The 24,595-nt window shown below is 59.6% G+C and carries 20 protein-coding genes and 1 pseudogene; 17 read left to right on the top strand and 4 right to left on the bottom strand.

The annotated features are described in order from the left end of the window. The 12 genes from ACQR3R_RS13450 to ACQR3R_RS13395 form a co-directional block, all read left to right on the top strand. A partial coding sequence (locus ACQR3R_RS13450) for a hypothetical protein (protein WP_428272791.1) occupies positions 1 to 237 on the top strand: 237 nt, incomplete at its 5' end. Between the two features lie 150 nt (positions 238 to 387). After that, a complete protein-coding gene (locus tag ACQR3R_RS13445) occupies positions 388 to 1,179 on the top strand; it encodes an enoyl-CoA hydratase-related protein (RefSeq protein ID WP_428272790.1) in 792 nt (263 codons plus the stop codon). Positions 1,180 to 1,230: 51 nt separating this feature from the next. Further along, positions 1,231 to 2,391: an acyl-CoA dehydrogenase family protein gene (locus ACQR3R_RS13440; RefSeq protein ID WP_428272789.1), complete on the top strand. Its 1,161-nt coding sequence runs from the start codon at positions 1,231 to 1,233 to the stop codon at positions 2,389 to 2,391. Between the two features lie 18 nt (positions 2,392 to 2,409). Continuing rightward, positions 2,410 to 4,509 (top strand): acetate--CoA ligase family protein, encoded by a 2,100-nt coding sequence (locus ACQR3R_RS13435; RefSeq protein ID WP_428272788.1) that lies wholly within the window; start codon positions 2,410 to 2,412, stop codon positions 4,507 to 4,509. A gap of 10 nt (positions 4,510 to 4,519) precedes the next feature. After that, positions 4,520 to 6,127, top strand: a complete 1,608-nt coding sequence (locus tag ACQR3R_RS13430; RefSeq protein WP_428272787.1) for a 5-guanidino-2-oxopentanoate decarboxylase — start codon at positions 4,520 to 4,522, stop codon at positions 6,125 to 6,127. Between the two features lie 26 nt (positions 6,128 to 6,153). Then, the gene (locus tag ACQR3R_RS13425; RefSeq protein ID WP_428272786.1) at positions 6,154 to 7,344 is read left to right on the top strand and encodes an aminotransferase class I/II-fold pyridoxal phosphate-dependent enzyme; all 1,191 of its coding nucleotides are present in this window, start codon (positions 6,154 to 6,156) and stop codon (positions 7,342 to 7,344) included. Beyond that, positions 7,337 to 8,752, top strand: coding sequence for an aldehyde dehydrogenase family protein (locus ACQR3R_RS13420; RefSeq protein WP_428272785.1), 1,416 nt, complete (start codon positions 7,337 to 7,339; stop codon positions 8,750 to 8,752). The genes ACQR3R_RS13425 and ACQR3R_RS13420 overlap by 8 nt, the downstream gene beginning before the upstream one ends. A gap of 99 nt (positions 8,753 to 8,851) precedes the next feature. Next, a complete protein-coding gene (locus tag ACQR3R_RS13415; RefSeq protein ID WP_428272784.1) occupies positions 8,852 to 10,447 on the top strand; it encodes an ABC transporter substrate-binding protein in 1,596 nt (531 codons plus the stop codon). Between the two features lie 165 nt (positions 10,448 to 10,612). Beyond that, entirely contained in the window at positions 10,613 to 11,572 is a 960-nt protein-coding gene (locus ACQR3R_RS13410) for an ABC transporter permease subunit (RefSeq protein WP_428272783.1), read from the top strand. A 3-nt stretch (positions 11,573 to 11,575) separates the two neighbouring features. Next, a complete protein-coding gene (locus ACQR3R_RS13405) occupies positions 11,576 to 12,403 on the top strand; it encodes an ABC transporter permease subunit (protein ID WP_428272782.1) in 828 nt (275 codons plus the stop codon). Between the two features lie 2 nt (positions 12,404 to 12,405). Continuing rightward, positions 12,406 to 14,061, top strand: a complete 1,656-nt coding sequence (locus ACQR3R_RS13400) for a nickel ABC transporter ATP-binding protein NikE (RefSeq protein WP_428272781.1) — start codon at positions 12,406 to 12,408, stop codon at positions 14,059 to 14,061. Between the two features lie 9 nt (positions 14,062 to 14,070). Then, entirely contained in the window at positions 14,071 to 14,775 is a 705-nt protein-coding gene (locus tag ACQR3R_RS13395; protein WP_428272780.1) for an NAD(P)H-dependent oxidoreductase, read from the top strand. Positions 14,776 to 14,836: 61 nt separating this feature from the next. On the opposite strand, the gene ACQR3R_RS13390 is transcribed toward ACQR3R_RS13395, so the two are convergent. After that, the gene (locus ACQR3R_RS13390) at positions 14,837 to 15,028 is read right to left on the bottom strand and encodes a DUF1508 domain-containing protein (RefSeq protein ID WP_428272779.1); all 192 of its coding nucleotides are present in this window, start codon (positions 15,026 to 15,028) and stop codon (positions 14,837 to 14,839) included. 189 nt (positions 15,029 to 15,217) lie between these two features. Here ACQR3R_RS13390 and ACQR3R_RS13385 point away from each other — a divergent pair, with 189 nt between their 5' ends. The 3 genes and pseudogenes from ACQR3R_RS13385 to ACQR3R_RS13375 all read left to right on the top strand — a co-directional run bounded on the left by ACQR3R_RS13385 (position 15,218) and on the right by ACQR3R_RS13375 (position 17,812). After that, entirely contained in the window at positions 15,218 to 16,156 is a 939-nt protein-coding gene (locus ACQR3R_RS13385; protein ID WP_428272778.1) for a LysR substrate-binding domain-containing protein, read from the top strand. A 15-nt stretch (positions 16,157 to 16,171) separates the two neighbouring features. After that, positions 16,172 to 17,368 (top strand): annotated as a pseudogene (locus ACQR3R_RS13380) (low temperature requirement protein A). 78 nt (positions 17,369 to 17,446) lie between these two features. Continuing rightward, positions 17,447 to 17,812 carry a 5-carboxymethyl-2-hydroxymuconate Delta-isomerase gene (locus ACQR3R_RS13375; RefSeq protein ID WP_428272777.1) on the top strand — a complete coding sequence of 122 codons (366 nt, stop codon included), beginning with the start codon at positions 17,447 to 17,449 and terminating at the stop codon, positions 17,810 to 17,812. Positions 17,813 to 17,814: 2 nt separating this feature from the next. Here ACQR3R_RS13375 and ACQR3R_RS13370 read toward each other — a convergent pair whose 3' ends face one another. From ACQR3R_RS13370 to ACQR3R_RS13360, 3 genes are all read right to left on the bottom strand, one after another. Continuing rightward, entirely contained in the window at positions 17,815 to 18,750 is a 936-nt protein-coding gene (locus ACQR3R_RS13370; RefSeq protein WP_428272776.1) for a LysR substrate-binding domain-containing protein, read from the bottom strand. A gap of 96 nt (positions 18,751 to 18,846) precedes the next feature. Further along, the gene (locus ACQR3R_RS13365; protein ID WP_428272775.1) at positions 18,847 to 19,764 is read right to left on the bottom strand and encodes an EamA family transporter; all 918 of its coding nucleotides are present in this window, start codon (positions 19,762 to 19,764) and stop codon (positions 18,847 to 18,849) included. Between the two features lie 15 nt (positions 19,765 to 19,779). Next, positions 19,780 to 20,964 carry a cyanate transporter gene (locus ACQR3R_RS13360; protein WP_428272773.1) on the bottom strand — a complete coding sequence of 395 codons (1,185 nt, stop codon included), beginning with the start codon at positions 20,962 to 20,964 and terminating at the stop codon, positions 19,780 to 19,782. A gap of 413 nt (positions 20,965 to 21,377) precedes the next feature. On the opposite strand from ACQR3R_RS13360, the gene ACQR3R_RS13355 reads away from it, so the two are divergent. Both ACQR3R_RS13355 and ACQR3R_RS13350 read left to right on the top strand, forming a co-directional pair. After that, entirely contained in the window at positions 21,378 to 22,760 is a 1,383-nt protein-coding gene (locus ACQR3R_RS13355; RefSeq protein ID WP_428272771.1) for a glutamine synthetase family protein, read from the top strand. A gap of 177 nt (positions 22,761 to 22,937) precedes the next feature. Next, entirely contained in the window at positions 22,938 to 24,587 is a 1,650-nt protein-coding gene (locus ACQR3R_RS13350) for a phosphoethanolamine--lipid A transferase (protein ID WP_428272769.1), read from the top strand. The last annotated feature ends 8 nt before the right edge of the window (positions 24,588 to 24,595 follow it).

Below are 24,595 nucleotides of genomic sequence, written 5' to 3'. Positions count from 1 at the left end.
CAAGCCGGTTTCCTACAGATCCGTGTGACGCCCAAAATCCCACGGCGTAACGCAACCCCTGTAGGAGACTGGCTTGCCAGCGATGGCGATTCCCAGAACACCATCACCGGCAAGCCGGTTTCCTACAGTTCCGTGTGGCGCCCAAAATCCCACGGCTTAACGCAATCCCCCGTCCGCGTAAAAACCCTTCGCCCAGTTGTTCAAAGTTGTAACAACACTCTCCTCGAATTCGAGTAAAAAATAATAAACCTATAAAAATCAATAATTTAAACAAAAACACACTCTGTTACACCCATGCAAATCTCCGATTGCCGGCTTGCTGAACACTCGTTTAGTATGGCCTCAGTCGCATCACCTCAAGCCAAACACAACAATTCGGGGACCCGCATGACTACTCAACCTTCTCTGCTCAGTCAGGTCGAAGCAGGCGTTGCCTGGATCACGCTCAACCGCACGGCCCAGCGCAACGCGCTGGACATTCCTACGCTGAAAAATCTTCACACCCTGCTTGATGACTTCAACGCCGATCCCGCGGTTCGTGTCGTTGTTTTGACTGGCAGCGGCCGCAGCTTTTGCGCCGGTGCCGACCTCGCCGAGTGGGCCGACGCCGAAGCGCGCGGTGCATTGGAAAGCTACGGCTGGACCGAAACCGCTCACGCCTTGATGAGCCGTTTATTCAGCCTGGAAAAACCGACCATCGCCGCCATCAATGGCACCGCTGTGGGGGCAGGGATGGATTTGACGCTGTGCTGCGACCTGCGTGTTGCGGGCCAATCGGCGCGGTTCAAGGCCGGTTACACCAGCATGGCTTACTCGCCGGACGCCGGCGCCAGTTGGCATTTGCCCCGCCTGATCGGCACCGAACAAGCCAAGCGTCTGTTGTTCCTCGACGAGTTGTGGGGCGCGGACCGTGCCTTGGCTACCGGCCTGGTCGGTGAAGTCTGCGCCGATGAGCAACTGCTGGACGTGGCCGGTGAATTGGCGACACGCCTGGCCAACGGCCCGACGTTCGCATTTGCCCAAACCAAAAAACTGATGCGTGAAGGTGCTCAGCGCAGCCTGCCGGAGCAATTGCAGGCCGAACTGGCGGCAGGCCTGCTGTGTGGTCGCAGCGAGGACGGCGCTGAAGCGTTACGTGCCGCCATAGAAAAACGCCCGGCACAGTTCGTCGGCAAATAAGCCCACTTCAGCCTCGCACCTTTAACCCGTGAATGAACAACAGGTAGCACCATGAATTTCCAACTGACCCAAGAACAAGAAATGTTGGTGGAAGCGGTCCGCAGCTTTGTCGCCAAGGAACTGCTGCCCCATGAAGAAGCGGTCGATCGCGCCGATGAAGTCTCGCCTGAATTGGCAGCGCAGATTCGCGGCAAAGCCATCGCTGCAGGTTTCTATGCCTTCAACATGCCTGAAGAAGTGGGCGGTGGCGGCCTCGATTACCTGTCTCAGGCGCTGATCGAACGCGAGCTGTCGAAGGTCTCCTGGGCGCTGCACGTGTTCGTCGCACGGCCGTCGAAAATCCTCATGGCCTGCACCGGCGAGCAGATTAACGACTACCTGTTGCCGTGCATCCAGGGCGAAAAAATTGATTGTTTCGCACTGACCGAACCGGGAGCCGGCTCAGACGCCAATGCAATCAAGACCCGTGCTGTGCGCGATGGTGATGACTTCATTCTGAACGGCAGCAAGCACTTCATCAGCCATGCCGGGCATGCCGATTTCGCCATCGTGTTCGCGGTCACCGACACGTACGAACACAACGGCAAAAAACGTAACGCCGTGACCTCGTTCCTGGTGGATCGCGACACGCCCGGCATGACCATTCGCCGTGGTCCCAAGTGCGTGAGCAACCGTGGTTATCACACCTTTGAGATGTTTTTCGACGACTGCCGTGTGCCTGCGGCCAAGGTCTTGGGCGAAGTCGGTAAAGGTTGGGACGTGGCCAACGCCTGGCTGACTGCCGGGCGGGTGATGGTCGCTGCCAACTGCGTCGGTCAGGCACAGCGTGCGCTGGATGTGTCGCTGCAATGGGCGGCGGACCGCAAACAATTCGGCCAGCCAATCGGCACCTATCAGGGCATCTCTTTCAAGCTGGCGGACATGGTCACGCAGATCCGTGCGGCTGAACTGCTGACCCTGCACACGGCATGGAAAATGGACCAGGGCTCTATGACCGATGGCGAGGCCGGCATGGCCAAACTGTTTGCCAGCGAAGTGCTGGGCAAGGTCGCTGATGAGGCCGTGCAGATCTTTGGCGGGATGGGCCTGATGGACGAATGCCCGGTGGAACGCATCTGGCGCAACGCGCGGATCGAGCGCGTGTGGGAAGGCACCTCGGAGATCCAGCGGCACATTATTTCCCGCGAGCTGCTGCGGCCACTGTTGCGCTGATTGGCCTGGAGAAAACTCATGTCGCAGACTATTCGTGACAACCTCAAACGCATGCTCGCCCCCCGTCATGTGGCATTTGTCGGTGGCCGCAGCATGGCCCGAGCGCTCAAGCGTTGCGCCGACGGTGGCTACCTTGGGCAGATGTGGCTGGTCAATCCGCAGCACGACACGCTTGAAGGCGTGCCGTGCGTGCGCAGCATTGCCGATCTGCCTTGCGGGCCGGACGCTGTGTTCGTCGCCACCAACCGCGAACTGACACTGACCTGCGTCGGCGAACTGGCCGCCAAGGGTGCTGGCGGGGCGATTTGCTACGCCTCGGGCTTCGCTGAAAGCGGCGCCGAAGGCCAGGCCTTGCAGCAACAATTGCTCAAGGCCGCGGGCAACATGGCCTTGCTCGGGCCTAACTGCTACGGCTTGCTCGACTACCTGCACAGCTCGGCGTTGTGGCCGGTGGCGCATGGCGGCAAACCGGTGGAGAAGGGCGTCGCGGTGCTGACCCAGAGCGGCAACTTCGCCTACAACCTGTCGATGAGCGACCGCTCGTTGCCGGTGGCGTACATGGCTTCGGTTGGCAATCAGGCGCAACTGGGCGTCGCTGAATTGATGGACGTGTTGCTCGATGAGCCACGCGTCACCGCCATCGGTTTGCACCTTGAAGGCCTGAAAAACGTGCCGGGTTTTGCCCGCGCCGCGCACAAGGCGCTGGAGAAAGGCATCCCGATCATCGCGCTGAAAACCGGCGTCTCGCAAATTGGCGCCGAGCTGGCGCTCAGTCACACCAGTTCGCTGTCCGGTTCCGATGCGCTGTACGACAGCCTGTTTGCGCGCCTCGGCGTGATCCGCGTCAGTGGTCCGGTGAGCTTCGTCGAAACCCTCAAGGCTGCCGCGTGCGGAAAACTGCCAGCAGGCAATAGCCTGATCGCGCTGGCCTGTTCCGGTGGCGACGCCGGTTTGATTGCCGACTACGCCGAACGCAACGATTTGACCCTGCCCGCACTTGATGAAAGTCAGGTGCAAGAGCTGACACAGGTGCTGCCGACATACGCCAACCTGGTCAACCCGCTGGATTTCACCACGGCCATTTGGGGCGACGGTGAAGCCTTGAACCGCATGCTCGACAGCGCCCTGCGCACCGAGGCCGATGCGGCGATGCTGGTGCTTGATTACCCGAGCGAATCGACAGGCGAGCGCAAGGAATGCGACCTGTTGCTGGAGCTGTATTGTGCGGCGCTGGTGCGTCACGGCAAGACCGGTTTTGTCACTTCAGCCTTTCCCGAACTGCTGCCGTTCCATGCCCGTGAGCGTCTGCACGAGCAAGGTGTAGCGGCGTTGCAAGGCGTGGAAGATGGCTTGGCCGCGTGGGGCCGAATTGCCGGTTACCAACGCAATCGTCAAGCGCTGCTGGCGTTGGGCGAGTCGGCGCTGGTGCCGATTTGTCCACAGGCGTTGGCTGATGAAGGTCAGTTGCTCAATGAGTGGGACTCGAAAAAGGCCTTGCGCGCATTTGGTCTGCCAACGCCTAACGGTGTATTGAGCACACCGCAAACAGCACTGAGTGACGCCAATGCGCTGGGTTACCCGTTGGTGCTTAAAGCGGTCAGCTCACACCTGCCGCACAAGACCGAAGCGGGCGCTGTGGCGTTGAACCTGAAGGATGGCGCAGCGCTGACCGCAGCACTGGAAAAGATGCGCGCGAGCATTGCCGATTACGCGCCGCAAGTGCCGTTCGACCGCGTGCTGCTGGAACCGATGGCCACGCCGCCGCTGGCTGAATTGATCGTGGGCATCAAGCGCGAAAACGACTTTGGCCTGGCGCTGGTCATCGGTGCCGGCGGCATTCTGGTGGAACTGCTCAAGGACAGTCGCAACCTGCTGCTGCCGACCACTGACGGTGCGATTCGCGCGGCATTGTTGAGCTTGCGCAGTGCGCCATTACTCCAAGGTTTTCGCGGTCGTGAAGCGGCGGACCTTGAGGCATTGGTCACGGCCGTTCGCGCAGTGGCCGACTACGCCTGCGAGAACGCCGCACACCTGTTGGAACTCGATGTGAATCCATTGTTGGTCGGTGCCCACGGCACGACTGCGGTCGATGCGTTGATTCGCCTTGGCCACGAGTGAGGATGTGAACATGCAAACCACGACATTGACCGGCGGCCAGGCATTGGTGCGCTTGCTGGCAAATTACGGCGTCGACACCGTGTTTGGCATTCCCGGCGTGCACACGCTGGAGTTGTATCGCGGCCTGCCCGGCAGCGGCATTCGCCATGTACTGACCCGCCACGAACAAGGCGCCAGTTTCATGGCCGATGGCTACGCACGTGTCAGCGGTAAACCGGGCGTGTGCTTCATCATTACCGGCCCCGGCGTGACCAATGCCGCGACCGGCATTGGTCAGGCGTATGCCGACTCGATTCCGATGCTGGTCATTTCCAGCGTCAACCATACCGCCAGCCTCGGCAAGGGCTGGGGTTGCCTGCACGAAACTCAGGATCAGCGCGCCATGACTGCGCCGATCACCGCGTTTTCAGCGGTGGCACTGAGTGCTGAAGACCTCCCCGAACTGATCGCCCGTGCCTACGCCGTGTTCGACAGCGAGCGTCCGCGTCCGGTGCACATCTCGGTGCCGCTGGATGTGCTGTCGGCACAGGTCGCCCGTGACTGGAGCAATGAAGTGGTGCGTCGCCCAGGTCGTGGCGCGGCCTCTACGACGGCAATTGATGAGGCGGTGGCGAAGCTGCAAGGCGCCAAGCGCCCGATGATCATCGCCGGTGGCGGTGCCCTGAACGCGCAGCAGGAATTGCAGCAGATGAGCACTCGCTTGGCGGCGCCGCTGTTCACCAGTGTCGCCGGCAAAGGCCTGTTGCCGCCGGATGCACCGCTTAATGCGGGCTCGAGCTTGTGCATCGAACCCGGTTGGAACCTGATTGCTGAAGCCGACGTGGTGTTGGCGATCGGTACGGAAATGGCCGACACCGATTTTTGGCGCGAGCGCTTGCCGCTGAATGCCGAACTGTTGCGCGTGGACATTGATCCGCGCAAGTTCAACGACTTTTACCCCTGCGCGGTGGCGCTGCATGGCGACGCGCAACAGACCCTTGCCGCGTTGCTGGAGCGCCTGGCACCAGGCGCGCGCGATGCCAGTGCCGCGATTGCCGCAGTCGTCAAATTGCGCGAAGCGGTGGCGGCCAGCCACGGCCCGTTGCAGGCGATTCACCAGGCCATTCTTGAACGCATCGCCGCCGAGTTGCCAAACAACGCGTTCATCAGCACCGACATGACGCAACTGGCTTACACCGGCAACTACGCCTTCAACAGTCTGGCGCCTCGTAGCTGGTTGCACCCGACCGGTTACGGCACCCTCGGCTACGGATTGCCGGCCGGCATCGGCGCCAAATTCGGTGCCCCGCAGCGCCCGGGTTTGGTGTTGGTGGGCGACGGCGGTTTTCTCTACACCGCGCAAGAGTTGGCAACGGCGGTCGAGGAACTGGACAGCCCGCTGGTGGTGTTGCTGTGGAACAACGATGCGCTGGGGCAAATTCGCGACGACATGCTGGGGCTGGATATCGAGCCGATCGGCGTGCTGCCGCGCAACCCGGATTTCGCAGCGTTGGGGCGTGCATTCGGTTGCACCGTCACCCAGCCGCAAAGCCTGGCCGAGTTGCAAACCGATTTGCGCCACGGCTTCAAACGCAACGGCGTCACCCTGATCGAACTCAAGCATGCGTGCGCTCAATGACTTTCATTTTTTAAGGAGCTGACGTCATGCGCTTTTCCGATTTGACTCAACGAATCGCCGGCGACGGCTCAGCCGCGTGGGGCATCCATTACCGCGCACTGGCGCTGCAAGAACAGGGCAAAGACATTTTGCTGCTGTCAGTAGGCGATCCGGATTTCGATACACCGATGCCCGTGGTGCAAGCGGCCATCGACAGCCTTCTCAACGGCAATACGCATTACGCCGAAGTCCGCGGCAAACGCGCCTTGCGTGAGGGCATCGCCAGAAGGCACCGGCAACGCAGTGGTCAACAGGTGTCCGCGGAAGAGGTGACGGTGCTCGCCGGGGCACAGTGTGCGTTGTTCTGCGTGGCGCAGTGTGTGCTCAACCCCGGTGATGAAGTGCTGGTCGCCGAGCCGATGTACGTCACTTACGAGGCGGTGTTTGGTGCCTGCGGCGCGGTGGTGATTCCGGTGCCAGTGCGCTCCGAAAACGGTTTTCGGGTATTGCCTGAAGACATCGCTGCGCGCATCACGCCGCGCACTCGTGCGCTGGCGCTCAACAGTCCGCACAACCCGTCGGGTGCGAGCCTGCCGCGCAGCACGTGGCAAGCGGTGGCCGACCTGTGCATCGCTCATGACCTGTGGCTGATTTCCGATGAGGTCTACAGCGAATTGTTGTTTGAAGGCGAACACGTCAGCCCTGCCAGTTTGCCGGGCATGGCCGAACGTACCGCCACGCTCAACAGCTTATCGAAATCCCACGCCATGACCGGTTGGCGCGTGGGCTGGGTGGTGGCGCCCACATCGCTTTCGCAGCACCTGGAAAACCTGGCGTTGTGCATGCTCTACGGCTCGCCGGATTTCATTCAGGACGCTGCGGTGGTTGCACTGGACAGCCAATTGCCAGAGCTGGACGCCATGCGTGAAGCCTACCGCCAACGCCGTGATCTGGTGTGCGAAACCCTCGCCGATTGCCCGGGCGTGCGCGCGTTGAAACCCGACGGCGGAATGTTCGTGATGGTCGATATCCGCGAAACCGGGCTCAGCGCTCACCAATTTGCCGACCGCTTGCTCGACCGCCACGGCGTCTCGGTACTTGCCGGTGAAGCCTTTGGGCCGAGCGCTGCCGGGCATATCCGCTTGGGCCTGGTGGTGAGCGCGCAATCGTTACGCGATGCCTGTCAGCGCATTGCCCGTTGTGCCAGTGAACTGATGGAGTCACGGATTCATGCATAACTACACAACACTGTTTATCGATGGCCGTTGGCAAGCGCCGTCGGGCCAAGGCATCGCCCAGGTCATTAACCCGGCCACTGAAGCCGTCGCAGGATCGGTACCGCTGGGTGATGAGCGTGATGTCAACCATGCGGTGGATGCAGCGCGCCGGGCGTTCAGCGCGTGGTCGCGCACACCTTCCAGCGTGCGCGCCGGTTACATCCGCGCGCTCGCCGAGCAGTTGCGCGCCAGGGCCGACGAGATGGCCGGCGTCATCACCGCTGAACTGGGCATGCCGGTGCAGTGGTCGCGTTCGGTTCAAGTCGACGGCCCGATCATTGGCCTGGAGCAGTACGTTGAGCTGGCCAGTTTGATGGACGAGGTGCGCGAGGTTGGCAACTCATGGGTGATTCGCGAAGCCGTGGGCGTTTGCGCGTTCATCAACCCGTGGAACTACCCGTTGCACCAATTGATCGGCAAGCTCGCACCGGCCCTGGCCGCCGGTTGCACGGTGGTGGTCAAGCCGAGCCAGGAAACCCCGCTGCACGCATTTTTGCTGGCACAGATGATCGAGACCATCGGCTTGCCGGCCGGTGTCTTCAACTTGGTCAGCGGGCCGGGTTCGAAAGTGGGCGAAGCGCTGGCCAAGCACCCGGACGTCGACATGGTGTCGTTCACCGGTTCCACCGGCGCGGGCGTTCGCGTGGCGCAAGCGGCCGCACCGTCGGTGAAGCGCGTGTGCCTGGAACTGGGCGGCAAGTCACCGCTGTTGATCGCTGAAGACGCTGACCTGGCCGCCGCTGTGCGCTACGGCGTGCAAGACGTGATGATCAATTCCGGCCAGACCTGCACCGCATTGACCCGTATGTTGCTGCCCGCCAGCCGCTACGCCGAAGCCGTGGAACTGGCCATCGCCGAAACGCAAAGCCTGCGCATGGGGGATCCGCTGGACCCGCACAGTTTCCTCGGGCCGATGTGTTCGGCAGCCCAGCGCCGCACGGTGCTTGATTACATTCAAGTCGGCCAGCAGGAAGGCGCGCGGCTGGTGTGCGGCGGTGATTCGGCAAGCGAATTCGAACGCGGTTTCTACGTCAGCCCGACGTTGTTTGCTGACGTCGATAACCGCATGCGCATCGCCCAGGAAGAAATTTTCGGCCCGGTGTTGTGCCTGATTCCTTATGCCGACGAAGCGCAAGCGATTCAACTCGCCAACGACTCACCGTTCGGTTTGTCCAGCGGTGTCTGGGCCAGTAGCACTGAACGCGCGCTGAAGCTCGGTCGTCAGCTGCGGGCCGGGCAGTGTTTTCTCAACGGGGCGGCGTTCAATTATCAAGCGCCGTTCGGCGGTTACAAACAATCGGGCAACGGTCGCGAATGGGGTGAAGAAGGGCTCAATGAGTTTGTAGAAGTGAAGGCGATCCAGGTGTGATCTCCAGCAGCAAATCTCCTCACCGGGCCTGTGCCCGGTGTTTTGCGTGGTTCAAACGGTAATTCACTATTTTCTTTGCTGTTGATCAGGGGCAATGCAATGAGCGATAACAAAAACAAGATTACTCAAGCGAACCATGATTTTGCGCGTCGTGATTTTCTTAAATACAGCGCGGCTGCCGCAGCCGTGGCCGGGGCGTTTTCCATGGGCTTGCCGTTGGGTGCCTTCGCCCAGGAAGCCACCCCAAAACCGGGCGGCGTGTTGCGCCTTGGCCTGGCGGGCGGCAGCACCACCGATTCCAAAGACCCAGGCTCCTGGGCCGACACCTTCACCTTTGTCGGGTTTTCTGCGGTCTATAACACCCTCACCGAAATCGCCGTGGACGGCACGGCCATTCCGGAATTGGCCGAGAGCTGGCAGTCGACGCCGGATGCGCGAATCTGGACCTTCAAACTGCGCCAGGGCGTCACTTTTCACAACGGCAAGACGCTGACCGCTGACGATGTGGTCGCGTCAATCCAGCATCATCTCGGCGAAAAATCGACCTCGGCGGCGAAGACAGTCTTGGGCGACGTGGCTAAGGTCAGCGCGCAAGGCACCGACAGCGTGGTGTTTGAGTTGCACTCCGGTAACGCCGATTTCTCCTATGTGGTCGCCGATTATCATCTGGTGATCATGCCCGCCAAGGACGGCGTATCGGACTGGCAGGCCGGCGTAGGCACCGGTGGTTATCGCCTCAAGGACTTCGAGCCAGGCGTACGCATGGGGCTGGAACGCAGCCCCGATTACTGGAAACCGGGCCGGGCGCATTTTGCCAGTGCCGAACTGATTGCCATTGCCGACGGTGCCGCGCGGATCAATGCACTGGTGACCGGGCAAGTTGACGTGATCAACAAGGTCGACTTGAAAACCGTCGCGCTGCTCAAGCGTAATCCGAACCTGGTGATCGAAGAAACCAAAGGCGCGCAGCAATACACGTTCCCGATGCTGTGCGACAGCCAGCAGTTCCAGGACAACAACATCCGCATGGCGATGAAGCACGCGATCAATCGTGAAACGTTGCTCGCGTCGGTGCTGCACGGCTACGGCCTGGTGGGTAACGATCACCCGATCCAGCCCGGCAGCCGCTTCATCAACACCGCGCTGGAACAACGCACCTACGACCCGGACAAGTCGCGTTTTTATCTGCGTCAGGCCGGTGTCGACTCCTTCAAGGTCAAGCTGCAAGCCTCGGACGCGGCCTATGCCGGGGCCGTGGATGCGTCGGTGTTGTTCAAGGAACAGGCACGTCAGGCCGGCATCGACATCGACGTGGTGCGCGAGCCTGCGGACGGGTTCTTCTCCAACGTCTGGATGAAACAACCCTTCACCACCTCCTTTTGGTACAGCAGCCTGACCGCCGACCGCATGTTCAGCATCGGTTACGCCAAGGGCGCGGCCTGGAACGAAACCCATTGGGACAACCCGCGTTTCAATCAACTGCTGAACGCTGCCCGTGGCGAAATGAACGACCCGCTGCGTCGTGAGATGTACAACGAAATGCAGGCGCTGTGCCGGGACGATGGCGGGGCGATTGTGCCGCTGTTCGCCAGTTCGGTGGCCGCCCGTTCGAACCGGGTCGCCCACGGCGAACAGACCGCGCCCTATGGCGAACTCGATGGGCTACGCGTGATCGAGCGCTGGTGGCAGGCCTGAAAATCTGCGAACCAGTGAAAATCAATGGTGGGAGCGAGCCTGCTCGCGAGAGCAATCTGTCCGTCGACATCGACATTGAATTCGCTGCCGTCATCGCGAGCAGGCTCGCTCCCCCATTGGGAATTTGTACATTGCGCAAGCGTGCCCATTTAAAGGATTCGCACGATGAATAGTCTTTTCAAGCTGCTCTTGCAGCGCTTGGCACTGGGTGTGTTATCGCTGTTTGCGGTATCGGTCATTATCTTCCTGGCGGTTGGCATGCTGCCCGGCGACATCGCCCAAGCCATGCTGGGGCAATCCGCCACCCCGGAAACCGTGGCCGCGTTTCGTGCTCAATTGGGTCTGGACCTGCCGCCGCTGACCCGCTTCGGCCACTGGGCCTGGAACCTGCTGCAAGGGGATCTTGGCGTCTCGCTGGCCAATCAGCGACCGATTGCCGAACTGGTCGGCGCACGCCTTGGCAATACCTTCAGCCTGGCGCTGTTAGCCGCATTGGTTTCGGTGCCGCTGGCCTTGTTGTTGGGGATGTTGGCTGCGCTGTATCGCAACAGCTGGTTTGATCGTTTGCTCAATACCACGGCGCTCAGCGCGGTGTCGTTCCCGGAGTTTTTCGTCGCCTACATTTTGATCCTGGTGTTCGCGGTAAAACTCAACTGGTTCCCGAGCATTTCCAATCTGGCGCCTGATGCCTCCTTCGGCACTGTGCTGGAACGCTCGGTACTGCCGGTGGCCACGCTGAGCCTGGTGGTCATCGCGCAGATGATGCGCATGACGCGTGCTTCGTTGATCAACCTGCTTGCCAGCCCCTACATCGAAATGGCCCGGCTGAAAGGCATTAGCCCATCGCGGATTATCTTCCGTCACGCCTTGCCCAATGCCTTGGCGCCCATCGTCAACGTGGTGGCGCTGAACCTGGCCTACCTGGTGGTCGGCGTGGTGGTGGTCGAGGTGGTGTTTGTGTACCCGGGGCTTGGCCAATTGCTGGTGGACTCGGTGGCAAAACGCGACATCCCGGTGGTGCAGGCGTGCAGCCTGATTTTCGCCGCGACGTACATCTTGCTCAATACCACGGCGGATGTGCTGTCCATCGCCAGCAATCCACGCCTGATGCATCCGAAGGGGTAGAACATGAGCCTGCTCAAACAATTATTACGGGCGCCGCTGAGCGCGAAGTTCGGCATGTTGATGATCATTCTTTACATTCTGGTGGCGCTGTTCGCCCCGCTGTTGGCGCCGTATGGCGAAACCCAAGTGGTGGGCGACGGCTTTGCGCCGTGGAGCGGTCAGTTTCTATTGGGCACCGATAACCTCGGTCGCGACATGTTCAGTCGTCTGGTGTACGGGGCGCGAAATACCTTGGGCATTGCCTTTCTGACCACGGTGCTGGCGTTTCTGCTGGGCGGCTTGAGTGGGTTGGTCGCGGCCATCAAAGGTGGGGCAATTGATCAGGGTTTGTCGCGGATCGTGGATATTCTGATGGCGATTCCACAACTGATTTTCGCCTTGCTGATTCTCAGCGTGGTCGGCACCACGGCGACGTCGCTGGTGCTGGTGATCGCACTGCTGGATGCGACCCGGGTGTTTCGTTTGTCGCGTGCGGTGGCGATGAGCGTAGTGGTGCAAGACTTCGTCGAAGCGGCGCGGCTGCGGGGTGAAGGCTTGTGGTGGCTGGTGACGCGTGAGGTATTGCCCAACGCGGCTGCGCCGTTGATTGCCGAGTTCGGCCTGCGTTTTTGCTTCGTGTTTTTGTTCATCAGCGCGCTGTCATTTCTCGGTTTGGGCATTCAGCCGCCCACCGCCGATTGGGGCAGCATGGTCCGCGATAATGCGGTGTTGATTACCTTCGGTGACGTCAGCCCATTGCTGCCGGCACTGGCGGTTGCGTTGATTACGGTCAGCGTCAATTTCGTCGTCGACTGGATGCTGCATACATCCAGCGGCCTCAAGGAATGCTGAACATGAACGCACTCAATAACGAAAAACCGTTGCTGGAAATACGTGATCTGCACATCGAAGGTCATTACGAAGACGCCTGGCATCCACTGATCAAGGGCATCGACCTGACGTTGCAACGTGGCGAAGTCCTGGGGCTGATTGGTGAGTCGGGTGCTGGCAAGTCGACGCTCGGGTTGGCGGCGATGGGCTACACCCGCGACGGTTGCCGCATCACCGGCGGCTCGGTGCAGTTCGATGGCATTGACCTGCTGCGCGCAAAGCCTGATGCGCTGCGCAAACTGCGTGGGCTGCGCATCGCCTACGTGGCGCAAAGCGCTGCGGCTTCGTTCAACCCGGCGCATCGGTTGATCGATCAACACGTCGAAACAGCGGTCAAGAACGGTGGCATGAGCCGTGCCCAAGCCATGGCCGAAGCGGTTGAGTTGTACCGCGTTCTGCGCCTGCCGAATCCTGAGCAGATCGGCCAGCGTTATCCGCATCAGGTGTCTGGCGGGCAACTGCAGCGGGTGATGACTGCCATGGCAATGGCCTGTCATCCCGACTTGATCATCTTCGACGAACCGACCACCGCGCTCGACGTCACCACGCAAATTGAAGTGCTGGCGGCCATTCGTGAGGCGATCGCCACGTATGGCAGCGCCGCTATCTACATCAGCCACGATTTGGCGGTGGTCGCGCAAATGGCGGACCGGATCATGGTGTTGCGCCATGGGAAATTGGTCGAGGAGGCCGAGACCCGCAAAATGCTCGGTGATCCCCAGGAGGACTACACCAAATCGCTGTGGGCCGTGCGCAGTTTTCGCACCGAACCCAAGCCGTGTCCGCAACAGGAAAAACCATTGTTGGAGCTGCGCCAGAGTTGCGCCAGCTACGGGCATCAACCGGTGCTGCACGACGTTTCATTGCGCCTGTATCGCGGCCAGACGCTGGCGGTCATCGGTGAGTCGGGCAGTGGCAAAAGCTCGACTGCACGTTTGATCACCGGTTTGCTGGCGCCGACTTCGGGCCAGGTGCTGTATGACGGCGAAGCGTTGCCAGCGGACTTTCGTCGGCGCAGCAAAGAGCAATTGCGGCGCATCCAGATGATCTACCAGATTCCGGATACGGCACTGAACCCACGTCAGCGCATCGTCGACATTATCGGTCGCCCGCTGACCTTTTACCTTGGCCTCAAAGGCAAGGCGATGCGGGCGCGAGTGGCCGAGCTACTGGAGATGATCGAGCTCGACCCGGCAACTTTCATGGAGCGCCAGCCGCGTGAATTGTCCGGTGGTCAAAAGCAACGGGTGTGCATCGCTCGCGCACTGGCTGCCGACCCACAATTGATCATCTGTGATGAAGTGACGTCGGCGCTGGATCAGTTGGTGGCCGAGGGTGTGCTGAAATTGCTCAACCGTATTCAGCAGCAACTGGGCGTTGCCTATCTGTTCATCACTCACGATGTGGCCACGGTGCGGGCGATTGCCGACGAGGTGCTGGTGATGCAGCGCGGAAGGGTGGTCGACCACGGCTCACGCGATGTCATTTTCACGCCACCGCATCAGGATTACACCGGGTTGTTGTTTTCATCCGAACCGCAAATGGACCCCGACTGGCTCGACCGGTTATTGGCCGCACGCGCGTTGCCGACTTCAAACACAAAGCTTGCAAACGTCTAAGGAATTGTCATGAAAGTATTGATTGTCCACGCTCACCCGGAACCGAATTCATTTACCGCTGCATTGCGCGATCAAGCGGTAACAACCCTCGAAGCGCAGGGGCACGAGGTGCAGATCAGTGATTTGTACGCGATGAACTGGAACCCGGTGGCCAGCGCCGATGATTTTTCTTCGCGGGAAAATCCGGATTACCTGGTGTATGCGCTGGAGCAGCGCCTGGGCGTCAAGAAGCAGTCGTTAGCGCCGGACATCCAGCAGGAACTCGACAAGCTGTTATGGGCCGACCTGCTGATTTTGAATTTTCCGATTTTCTGGTTCTCGACCCCGGCAATTCTCAAGGGCTGGATTGATCGGGTGCTGGTGTCGGGCGTGTGTTACGGCGGCAAGCGTTTCTACGATCAGGGCGGCCTGAGCGGCAAGAAAGCGCTGGTAACCGTGACCCTGGGCGGGCGTGAGCACATGTTCGGCGAAGAGGCGATACATGGTCCGCTGGAAGACATGCTGCGACCGATTCTGCGCGGCACGCTGGCGTATGTCGGTTTTGAGGTGCTGCAACCATTTGTCGCTTGGCACGTGCCGTACATCAGCGACGAGGCGCGCAAGGCATTTCTGGTGAGCTACCAACAGCGCTTGCAGCATTTAAGCGACGAGCAGCCAATGGTGTTCCCGCGGTTGTCGCAATTTGATGACGCGTTGTACCCCTTGCCACGATGAAGCAAGGCATGCCGAAGCTGTTCGCTGCAATCGAACAGTTTCGGCACTGTTGTCTCGGGCCTTAGAGCTCCTTCACCGGTGTTTCACCATCGGTACCTTTCATCAGGTTGATGGCGTGCACGCAGTCCGACTTGTTGATGTACGACTCGCCACTGGCGATCGTCTCGTGATTACCTGCTTTTAACCGCCAGCGCCACTGTCCTTGCCCGGTACTTGGGGTGCCTTTGGACTGCTTGTAAATCTCGAAATACATACGAATCGCTCCATGCTGTGGGTCATTACGCAACCTGTTTGGCGCGCCGGACGCAGGGTAGCGGAGCTGGTTTGTTTGGCTACCCGGCATGTGTTTCGAATCGTTTGAAAAAACCGCTGCAAAGCCGCAGTAGACGCTCGCGCCATGCCTTTCTAAACTGGCCCCGAGTCTTGGGCATGGGGGTATTGAATGAATCGCAATGAACTGCGCAAGGCTGACATCAACCTGATGGTGGTGTTCGAGACATTGATGCTCGAACGCAATGTCACGCGGGTTGCCGAGAAGCTGTTTCTGGGACAGCCGACCATCAGTGCAGCGCTCAATCGCCTGCGAACGATGTTCAATGATCCCCTGTTTATTCGTGTCGGGCACCGCATGGAGCCCACCGCGCGAGCCGAGGAAATCATCAAGCACTTGTCACCGGCCCTGGATTCGCTGTCGGTGGCCCTGAGCCTGACTCACGATTTCGACCCGCTCAGCAGCACCATGACCTTTCGCATCGGCTTGTCCGATGATGTCGAGTTCGGTCTGTTGCCGCCGCTGCTGCGCGCTCTGCGCCAAGAGGCACCGACCGTGGTGTTCGTGGTGCAGCATGTCGATTACTGGCGCATTCCCGATTTGCTGGCGTCCGGCGACATCACGGTCGGCATCAGCCAGACCCGGGGTTTGCCAGCCAATGCCAAGCGCAAATTGCTGCGGCACATCCAGCCCAGCATCCTGCGCGCCGATGTGGCCGATGCGCCGCTGACCCTCGACGAATACTGCTCGCGCCCTCACGTGCTGGTGTCCCACACCGCCAATGTCAGTGGCTATGCCGATGAGTGGCTGGCCGAGATCGGACGCAAACGCCATGTTGTGCTGTCCGTGCCGCAATACAGCGCATTGCCTGCATTGCTGGCCGGAACCGACCTCATCGCCAGCCTGCCGGATTACACCGCCGAAGCGATGGCGGCGTCTGGAATGTTGTTCAAGGAACCGTTCCCGTTCAAGACCCCAACCCTTGACCTGTCCATGGTCTGGCTGAGCCATGTCGATACCGACCCGGCCGAACGCTGGCTGCGCTCGCGCCTGGAAGCGTTCATGAGCGAGCGCGGTCACGGCGATTTGCAGAGCGCGGGTTCACTTTAAAACCGGAGATCAAACATGGCCTTATCCCGTTCCTTGTTGCGTGGGCGCGGCAGCCAAGACAGCGGTAAGGTCGGCATGGTCGAGTTGTTCTTCGATCTGGTGTTTGTGTTTGCCGTCACCCAACTGTCTCATTCGCTGTTGGCGCATTTGTCGATTGGCGGGGCGATTCAGGTCGCGTTGATGATGGTCGCGGTGTGGTGAGTCTGGATCTTCACGTCGTGGATCACTAACTGGCTCGACCCGGAAAAACTGCCCGTTCGCCTCGGGCTGTTCGGCCTGATGATCGCCGGCCTGTTGCTCTCTTCATCGATACCCAAGGCCTTTACCGATCACGGACTGATGTTCGCCGGGGCGTTCGTGTTCATGCAGGTCGGGCGCACGCTGTTCGCACTGTGGGCGGTGCGCGGGGAGCCACTGGGCATGACCCGTAACTTTCAGCGCATTCTGGCCTGGCTGATGCTGTCTGGCGTGTTCTGGATTGCCGGGGCTTTTTTGCCGGGCGATCAACGGCTGGCCTGTTGGGCCTTGGCCCTGTTGATCGAGTTGATTTCACCGTCAGTGTATTTCTGGGTGCCGGGGCTTGGGCGTTCTTCGTTAAGTGACTGGAATGTCGAAGGCAATCACATGGCCGAACGCTGCGGGCTGTTTGTGATTATTGCCCTCGGCGAATCGCTATTGGTAACCGGTGCGACGTTCGCCGAGTTGGCCTTGAGCCTGCAAGGGTTGATGGCGTTTCTGGTGGCGGTGCTGGGCAGTATCGCCATGTGGTGGGTGTATTTCGACAGTGGCGCCGAGCGTGCACACCATCGCATCGCCCATTCCACCGATCCCGGTCGTCAGGCGCGGATTGCCTACACCTATTTGCACGTGCTGATCGTTGCCGGCGTGATTGTCAGTGCAGTCGCCGATGAGTTAGTGCTGATGCACCCCGACCACGCCAGCGACGCTGGCATCCTCGCGATCATTGCCGGACCCTGGTTATTCCTGCTGGGCAATGCACTGTTCAAATGGGTGATGGCAGACCGGATTTTACCGCCGCTTTCGCATTTGGTCGGGCTCGCGCTGCTGATGGCGTTATTGCCGCTGGCATTGAATCAATGGTTTTCAGCACTGTTGCTGGGAGCGCTGACCACGGCGGTGGTGATACTGGTCGCTGCCTGGGAAACCCTGGCGCTGCGCGAATCGCTGGCCTCAACGGTGCACGGAAAATAGCCGTCCGGACGTTCGACGCCAGTGTGGTATACCTACGGCCTTTGCGCGCTCCTTGCGCGCGTTTTCTGGAGCCACGTCATGCCTCATCTGCACATGGAATACACCGCCAACCTGCCGGGTTTGAATGCTGATGTAGCCTTGATCCGGCTCAACAATACGTTGGTGGGTTCCGGTCAGTTTGCTGCCGAATTTGATATCAAGAGCCGCGCGGTGAAGGTCGAGACCTTCAAGGTCGGCACCGCCATGGGTGAACGTGCATTTGTGTATGTGAGCCTGGCGCTGTTGAGCGGTCGTTCGCCGGAGATCAAAAAGCAGTTGTCCGACAGCCTGCTGGCCGTGGTCCAGGACCTGTGCGAATGGCCGGCGGGCGTTGAAGTGCAACTGTGTGTGGAGATTCTCGACATTGACCGAGCGTCCTACGCCAAGACCGCTATCGGCGTGTAATCTCAATCAGCGTTCTGCTCGGCGCAGGCCTGGATGATTTGCTCGCGCAGCCAGCCATTGGCCTCGTCCTTGTCGACGTTATGTGTCCATTGCATGTCGAGGGTAAAACCCGGCAAGCCACTGGGCGCTTCGCACTGCTGGAACGTTGCCTCACTGGCCAGCAACTGCTGAATGCGCCGGGGCAAGGTCACGACGAAGTCAGTGCCAGTGATCATCTTCAGCGCAGCGCTGTAGCTGTTGGCTCGCGCGACGATCTGCCGTTTTTGGCCTTGTTGCGTCAACCAGCCGTCGACCATGTTGGTGCTTGAGTTCCACGGCGTCGGGAATACATGCCGGCGTTCGACGAAGCTTTGCAGGCTCAAGCGAGGTTGCGCGGGGGCTGTGTGTTTATCGAAGACGCACACCAGATCATCTGTCAGCAGCGTCCGGGATTTGAAATCACCGTGGCTGCGATGAAAATCCGGGCCAAAACACATCACCAGATCCAAGCTGCCGTCACGCAGTGCTTCAGCCGGAATATCGCTTTCCAGTTTGTGCATGTTGACCATCACCGGCCAGTCGGCAAAAGCGAAGCGCTTCAACAGACGCGGCAGGATCAACTGCTCGAAATATTCCGGGGCGCACAGGTTAAAAGTGATGGGCTGCAACGCCGGGTCAAACGCCGACGCTGCGGTGTGACACAGATTGATGCTGTCGAGGATGTTCAGCACATGGGGGTACATGCCACTGGCCTTGCAGGTCGGACTCATCCCCGCGCGGGTGTTGATGAACAGTTCGTCTTCGAAACTTGCGCGCAGTTTTTTCAGGCAGTAACTGACTGTCGACTGGCTGACGTTGAGCGTATCCGCCACAGCGCTGACGTTGTTTTGTCGATACACCGCGACGAACACCATCAGGTCCTGCATGTCGAGCTTTCGAAGCACGTTACTGTTGAGCATCCACTGCGTCTCGCAATTTTACTTGCGCCGACCGTGCGCAACATTCTGCGAGTGATCCTAACCAAACAATGCCGGAAGGAGAATGCCTTGCCCGGATTAACCTTCGGCGGTGGCCGGAGCTGTGCGACGGCTGGACAGCAACAGCGCCAGCATGCCGATGGCCACCAGCGCGGCACCGACGATTTCCAGTAACAACGGCGACTGCCCCAACCAGAACCAGTGGAACAGTGTGATGAATAACGTGCTCAGGTAAATGTAGGAAATAACCGACGACGGAGCGATCACGCCGATGGCCCGATGCAGCAGCCAGAAAGTCGCCAACGTCGCGAACAGCGCCAGGTAGATCAGCCAGCAGAAATCATTCACCGTCAGCATCGACGCCGATCGCCAGCCACCACTGAGGCCAGACAACACCAGCAGGAAAAACGCACCGAACAGCATGTTCCAAAAGGTCATGACCACGGGTCCACGCCCCTTGAGGCTGCGGTTTTTGAAGCGTTGGCTCAGCGGTGAGTAAAGCGCCATCGCCAGACAGCCCAGGCCATACACCGACACCGCATAAAGCGACGGCATTTCGCCAGGGCCCGCACCTTTCAGCACCAGCAACACCGCCCCTGCGGCGGCGATCAACATCGGCAATACCCTTTGCTTCAGGCTGGCGTCGGGCATCAGCAGCGCTTCAAACAGCAGCGTCAATAATGGCACGAGGGTGAACATCGTCCCGGTGTTGACGGCCGAGGTGTAACGCAGTGCCTCGAACAATGAGCCGAAATACACCGCCAACAATAAGCCGAGCACGCCGTGGTTGAGCAGCCCTCGGACAGTGCTGGCGGTGTTGCCTTGCAACAGCAGCAACGGCAGAAACACCAGCGCGCAAAACAGCAGCCGCAAACCGGTCAGCAGAATGGGGTCGATGGCTTGGCTGACCTGGGCAGCCGCTGGAAAAGAGGCGGCTATCAGCACCGCCCAAAGCAGCATGCCGACGTGCGCCGCGGCGAAACCTGAGTCTTTCATGATGAGGTTTCCGGGTCAGTGGATATGACGGGCGTAGTGCCGTGGATCAAAGCGCAATACCATCACAATCATCAGCGCCATGACGCCAGTCAGTGACCACCAGGCCCATTCAAAACTGCCGAGTTGGTCGCGGATCATGCCGGCGATCAGCGGCGAGAGGCCGGCGATCAGGTACCCGATGCCCTGGACAAATGCAGTCAGGCCACCTGCGCGCTGTGGATTGTCGATATGGTCCATCGACACGATAAGGCTCATCGGAAACAGTCCGCCAATGCCCAGCCCCAACAGGCACGGCCACAGCAGGCTCAGGTGTTGCGGGCTGAGGATCAGGCCGCAGAAACCGGCCATGATCAACGCCAGCAACACCACCAGCACCCAACGCCGATCACGGCTGCGGTTGGCGATGGCAGGCGTCAGCAGCCCTGACACGACTTCCATGGCGGTCAGCAATCCCAGGAGCAACCCGGCGTTTTGCTCGCTCCAGCCCTTTTCCACGTAGTACGGCGCCAGCCAGGCCAGCACGCAGGTGTACGACGCGGTGCCAAGGCCAAAGAAGAGGGCGAGTAGCCAGGCGCGGGAGTTGCCAAAGAACGATTCATTGCGCGAGTGCTGCGGATGTTGCGCAGGGTTGGCCACGCGTTGGCTGCACCAGAACAGCAATGCCAGCAATGCCAGGCCCGCCCAGATTGCCAGGCCCATGCGCCAGCTGCCGGTGCGGTTCATCACGACCGGAGCGAACGAGGCGGCAATCGCAGCACCGCCCATGATCGCGGTGACGTAAAGCCCCATGCACAGCGAAACGTTGTCGCTGAAACGGGATTTGATCAGCGCCGGCATCATCGCTTGAATCAGCGCGATGCCGATTCCCGCCAGCATTGCGCTGAGGATCAGCTCAAGTGCGGAATCAAGAAACAGTCGCGAAACCGCGGCCACGCCGATAATCAGCAGCGACACCACCACCGTGCGCATCTGTCCCAACCGCTGGCTGACGCGCAGGCCAAAGAACATGGCCAGTCCCATCGCCATGACCGGCAGCATGGTCAGCAGCGACGCCAGGCTGAAACTCAGCGCAATGTCGCCGCGAATGGCCGACAACAACGGGCCGACAGCCGCCATCGAGGGCCTCAGGTTGAGGGCCACCAGCACGATGCTGAACATCAGCAAAAGGGCAGGGCGGGAAGTTGCTTTTACGTTTTCCATCATCAGGCCTTTAGTCAACAGGCGCCGATTAGGCGCGCGCAGACCGAGGCCCCGCAAATCAGAAAGTCTGCAGGCTTATTTAAAAACTAAATACTTCTGCGCCGCAGCGAATCCGGGCGGGGTGGGATGTTTGTTTAGCCAATCCGCACCCAAAGTTCTTCAAATGCTGATTTAACGACTTAACCGCCCATGTGACGCTGCTGTGCATCTGGTCTTTGCGGTTTTAACTATGGACGGTTCCCCCGTCGCACTTCCCTCTGAATTAGCTTTTTGGGCGCTATGGCACTGCCGTCACGCGCGCCCGCCAGATTCTCGCTTTTCCCGTTGATGCTTGTTTAAAGGTCCTGCGCTGTGCGCTGGATCAAACTGGCGACGCCTGCGCGTTTGCCTGACGCGGAAAAAAGAGAATTCTCATGAGTAGCGCTCCAACCTCCTTCGCCACCCCACAAGAAGCCCAGACCTTTTTGCAACAGAACCCGGATATCGAGATGTTCGAGTTGTTCATTCTCGACAACAACGGCGTTCCCCGGGGCAAGTTGCTGCATCGCGATGAACTGATGGCGGTGTACGAGAGCGGCCGGCCGTTGCCGAGCACCATCCTTGGTCTGACCATCAACGGCGATGACGTGGAAAACTCGGGGCTGGTTTGGGACGTGGGCGACATCGATTGCCGGGCGTACCCGATCAGCGGCAGCTTGACGCGCATGCCGTGGCGCTTGATCCCGACCGCCGCGGTACAGGTCAGCATGCACCCGAAAGAGGGCATGCCGGCGACGATTGCCGACCCACGGCATTTGCTGGCGAAAGTCATCGAAGGCCTGCAGGCTGATGGTTATTACCCGGTCATGGCCGCCGAGCTGGAGTTCTATTTGCTGGATCAGCAGCGCGACAGCAACGGCCGGCCGCAGCCCGCACGTGACGTCGATGGTGGGCGGCCGCGTTCGACTCAGGTTTACGGTTTGCGCGAGTTGGAGCAGATCGAGCCTTTTCTGGCTGACCTTTACAGCGCCTGCAAAGAGCAAGGTATCCCGGCGCGCACGGCCATTTCCGAATACGCGCCGGGGCAAGTGGAAATTACCCTCGAACATCGCGCCGATGCCCTGCAAGCCATGGACGAGGCGGTGCGCTACAAGCGGCTGGTCAAGGGCGTCGCTCACAAGCACGGCATGGCGGCGTGTTTCATGGCTAAACCGTTTGATGACCTGGCCGGCACTGGCATGCACATGCACGTGAGCATTGCTGATAAGGACGGCAACAACCTGTTTGCCAGTGAAGCGGCAGAGGGCACGCCACTTCTCAAACAAGCGGTAGCCGGCATGCTTGCGACGCTGCTCGACTCGTTATTATTGTTTTGCCCGAACGCCAACTCCTACCGTCGCTTCCAGACCAACAGCTATGCGCCGTTGGCGGCAACCTGGGGCGTCGACAACCGCACCGTCAGTTTGCGCGTGCCAGGCGGGCCGGCGTTTTCCCGGCACATCGAGCACCGCATCTGCGGCGCGGATGCCAACCCTTACCTGGCTGCTGCAGCGATTCTTGCTGGCATCCATCGCGGCATTCGGGAACAGCTCGACCCAGGCTTGCCAGTGGAGGGCAATGGCTATGCACAGGCAACCGAGCTGTTACCCACCGACTGGCTGACCACATTGCGCGCGCTGGAAGGTTCGCAATGGGCTCGGGAGGCGTTTGGCGGGGAATTCCTGGGCGTGTACCTGGCGGTTAAACGCGCCGAATATCGTCAATTCATGGGCGAGGTGGGCGAACAGGACTGGCGTTGGTACCTGCATCAGGCCTGAACGTAACCTGAACCATTCTCAAATAAATTTATAGTTTCTAACTTGTTTATCAAGCCAACTAATCGTTGGCTTCTTTTTCACAAAAAATTGATGGTCAACTGCCTAAAGTCGGCGCTGTCTCAGCTAATGCACTTTTATCTGGCTGCAGGCACTTCTTTTCAGGACCCGCCGATCACCATGTTGAAAATTAAACCTGTGCGCCCCGAGTGGGTGACACTGATTGCCAGCGCCTTTTTATTATTCGGCTTCAATTTCGTGCTCTGGCAGCACCTGTTTGAAATCACCGCGTCTGACGGCAAGGGTGTCGTCATGCGCGTTGCATTCGGGGTGATGATTTTCGCCGCTTTCAACATTGTGTTGACGTTGCTTGCCTTCCGTCCCGTGCTCAAACCGATCCTGACACTGATGTTCATGATCAGTGCCGGCGTTGCCTACTTCATGGGCCAATACGGCGCTTTGATCGATGCCGGCATGTTGCGCAACCTGGCCGAAACCAACATCACTGAAGTTCGTGACTTACTGTCGCTGACGTTGCTTTTTTATATTTTGCTACTGGGTATATTGCCGTCGTGGTTGTTGTGGAAAACCCCGATCAATTACCGTCGTTGGCACCGTGATCTATTAAGTAAAGTGTTGGTGAGCGTGGCCTCGGCTGCGGTCATTGGTGGCGTTGCGATGGTTAACTATCAAGGGTTGTCTTCGCTGTTTCGCAACCACCATGAATTGCGCTTGATGGTAGTGCCCAGCAATTACATCGGGGCAACCTTTGGTTATCTGCGCGAGCAAGTCGCCTCAGCCCATCAGCCTTTTGTCAAAATCGGTGAAGACGCCCAAAGAAACCCTGCCTGGAAAAACCACGACCGCAAATCTCTGACCGTACTGGTGGTGGGCGAAAGCGCGCGGGCCGAGAATTTCGGCATTCTGGGCTATAGCCGCGATACCACGCCGACACTGGAAAAAGAGTCCGGCCTGATCGCATTCACCGATGTGCATTCGTGCGGCACGGAAACCGCGGTATCGGTGCCCTGCATGTTTTCCGACATGGGGCGCAAGGATTACAACGCCAGCAAGGCGCAGAACCAGGAAGGCCTGCTGGATGTGCTCAAGCGTGCGGGGCTGGACGTGATCTGGCGTGACAACCAGTCTGGCTGCAAGGGTACGTGCGACCGGGTTACGGTCGACGACGTCAGCAACCTGAAAGACCCTGCGTTATGCGCCAACAGTGAATGCCGCGATGAAATCCTGTTGCAGGGCCTGCAGCACTTCATTGATAACCTGGACAAAGACACGGTGCTGGTACTGCATCAGATGGGCAGCCATGGTCCGGACTACTTCAAGCGATACCCCAAGGCATACGAACACTTCACCCCGGTGTGTGAGAGCAACTCCCTGAACAACTGCAGCCGCGACAGTATCGTCAACGGTTACGACAACACCTTGGTCTATACCGATCACGTGCTGTCGACCTTGATCGACTTGTTGCGCAGCAACCAGGACAAGGTTGATACCGCAATGCTTTATTTGTCAGACCATGGCGAATCCCTGGGCGAGTACAACTTGTTCCTGCATGGCACGCCTTACTTGCTGGCACCGGAACAACAAAAGCATGTAGCGATGCTTGCCTGGTTCTCCGACAGCTATCAAAAATCGTTCTCGGTAGACACTCATTGCTTGCAACTAGGCCGTGACAAACCCCTGAGCCAGGACAACCTGTTTCACTCGATGCTTGGTTTGCTGGAAGTCAGCAGCAAGGTCTACAACCGGGATCTGGATATGTTTGCCGGATGCCGTGGGGCGGTAATCGATGGCGTTCTGGCCAAAGAGTGAGTGCTTCG

Origin of the sequence: Gordonia sp. IEGM753, assembly GCF_050321825.1 — a bacterium.
In the GTDB taxonomy this organism is placed as follows: Bacteria; Pseudomonadota; Gammaproteobacteria; order Pseudomonadales; family Pseudomonadaceae; genus Aquipseudomonas.
This window is presented reverse-complemented; position numbering and strand designations above follow the sequence as displayed.

Coding starts and splice junctions, on each gene's coding strand:
- ACQR3R_RS13415 (WP_428272784.1), top strand. CDS start 8,852: ATGAGCGATAACAAAAACAAGATTACTCAAGCGAACCATGATTTTGCG.
- ACQR3R_RS13360 (WP_428272773.1), bottom strand. CDS start 20,964: ATGGAAAACGTAAAAGCAACTTCCCGCCCTGCCCTTTTGCTGATGTTC.
- ACQR3R_RS13400 (WP_428272781.1), top strand. CDS start 12,406: ATGAACGCACTCAATAACGAAAAACCGTTGCTGGAAATACGTGATCTG.
- ACQR3R_RS13395 (WP_428272780.1), top strand. CDS start 14,071: ATGAAAGTATTGATTGTCCACGCTCACCCGGAACCGAATTCATTTACC.
- ACQR3R_RS13430 (WP_428272787.1), top strand. CDS start 4,520: ATGCAAACCACGACATTGACCGGCGGCCAGGCATTGGTGCGCTTGCTG.
- ACQR3R_RS13350 (WP_428272769.1), top strand. CDS start 22,938: ATGTTGAAAATTAAACCTGTGCGCCCCGAGTGGGTGACACTGATTGCC.
- ACQR3R_RS13425 (WP_428272786.1), top strand. CDS start 6,154: ATGCGCTTTTCCGATTTGACTCAACGAATCGCCGGCGACGGCTCAGCC.
- ACQR3R_RS13435 (WP_428272788.1), top strand. CDS start 2,410: ATGTCGCAGACTATTCGTGACAACCTCAAACGCATGCTCGCCCCCCGT.
- ACQR3R_RS13355 (WP_428272771.1), top strand. CDS start 21,378: ATGAGTAGCGCTCCAACCTCCTTCGCCACCCCACAAGAAGCCCAGACC.
- ACQR3R_RS13385 (WP_428272778.1), top strand. CDS start 15,218: ATGAATCGCAATGAACTGCGCAAGGCTGACATCAACCTGATGGTGGTG.
- ACQR3R_RS13445 (WP_428272790.1), top strand. CDS start 388: ATGACTACTCAACCTTCTCTGCTCAGTCAGGTCGAAGCAGGCGTTGCC.
- ACQR3R_RS13375 (WP_428272777.1), top strand. CDS start 17,447: ATGCCTCATCTGCACATGGAATACACCGCCAACCTGCCGGGTTTGAAT.
- ACQR3R_RS13365 (WP_428272775.1), bottom strand. CDS start 19,764: ATGAAAGACTCAGGTTTCGCCGCGGCGCACGTCGGCATGCTGCTTTGG.
- ACQR3R_RS13390 (WP_428272779.1), bottom strand. CDS start 15,028: ATGTATTTCGAGATTTACAAGCAGTCCAAAGGCACCCCAAGTACCGGG.
- ACQR3R_RS13410 (WP_428272783.1), top strand. CDS start 10,613: ATGAATAGTCTTTTCAAGCTGCTCTTGCAGCGCTTGGCACTGGGTGTG.
- ACQR3R_RS13440 (WP_428272789.1), top strand. CDS start 1,231: ATGAATTTCCAACTGACCCAAGAACAAGAAATGTTGGTGGAAGCGGTC.
- ACQR3R_RS13370 (WP_428272776.1), bottom strand. CDS start 18,750: ATGCTCAACAGTAACGTGCTTCGAAAGCTCGACATGCAGGACCTGATG.
- ACQR3R_RS13420 (WP_428272785.1), top strand. CDS start 7,337: ATGCATAACTACACAACACTGTTTATCGATGGCCGTTGGCAAGCGCCG.
- ACQR3R_RS13405 (WP_428272782.1), top strand. CDS start 11,576: ATGAGCCTGCTCAAACAATTATTACGGGCGCCGCTGAGCGCGAAGTTC.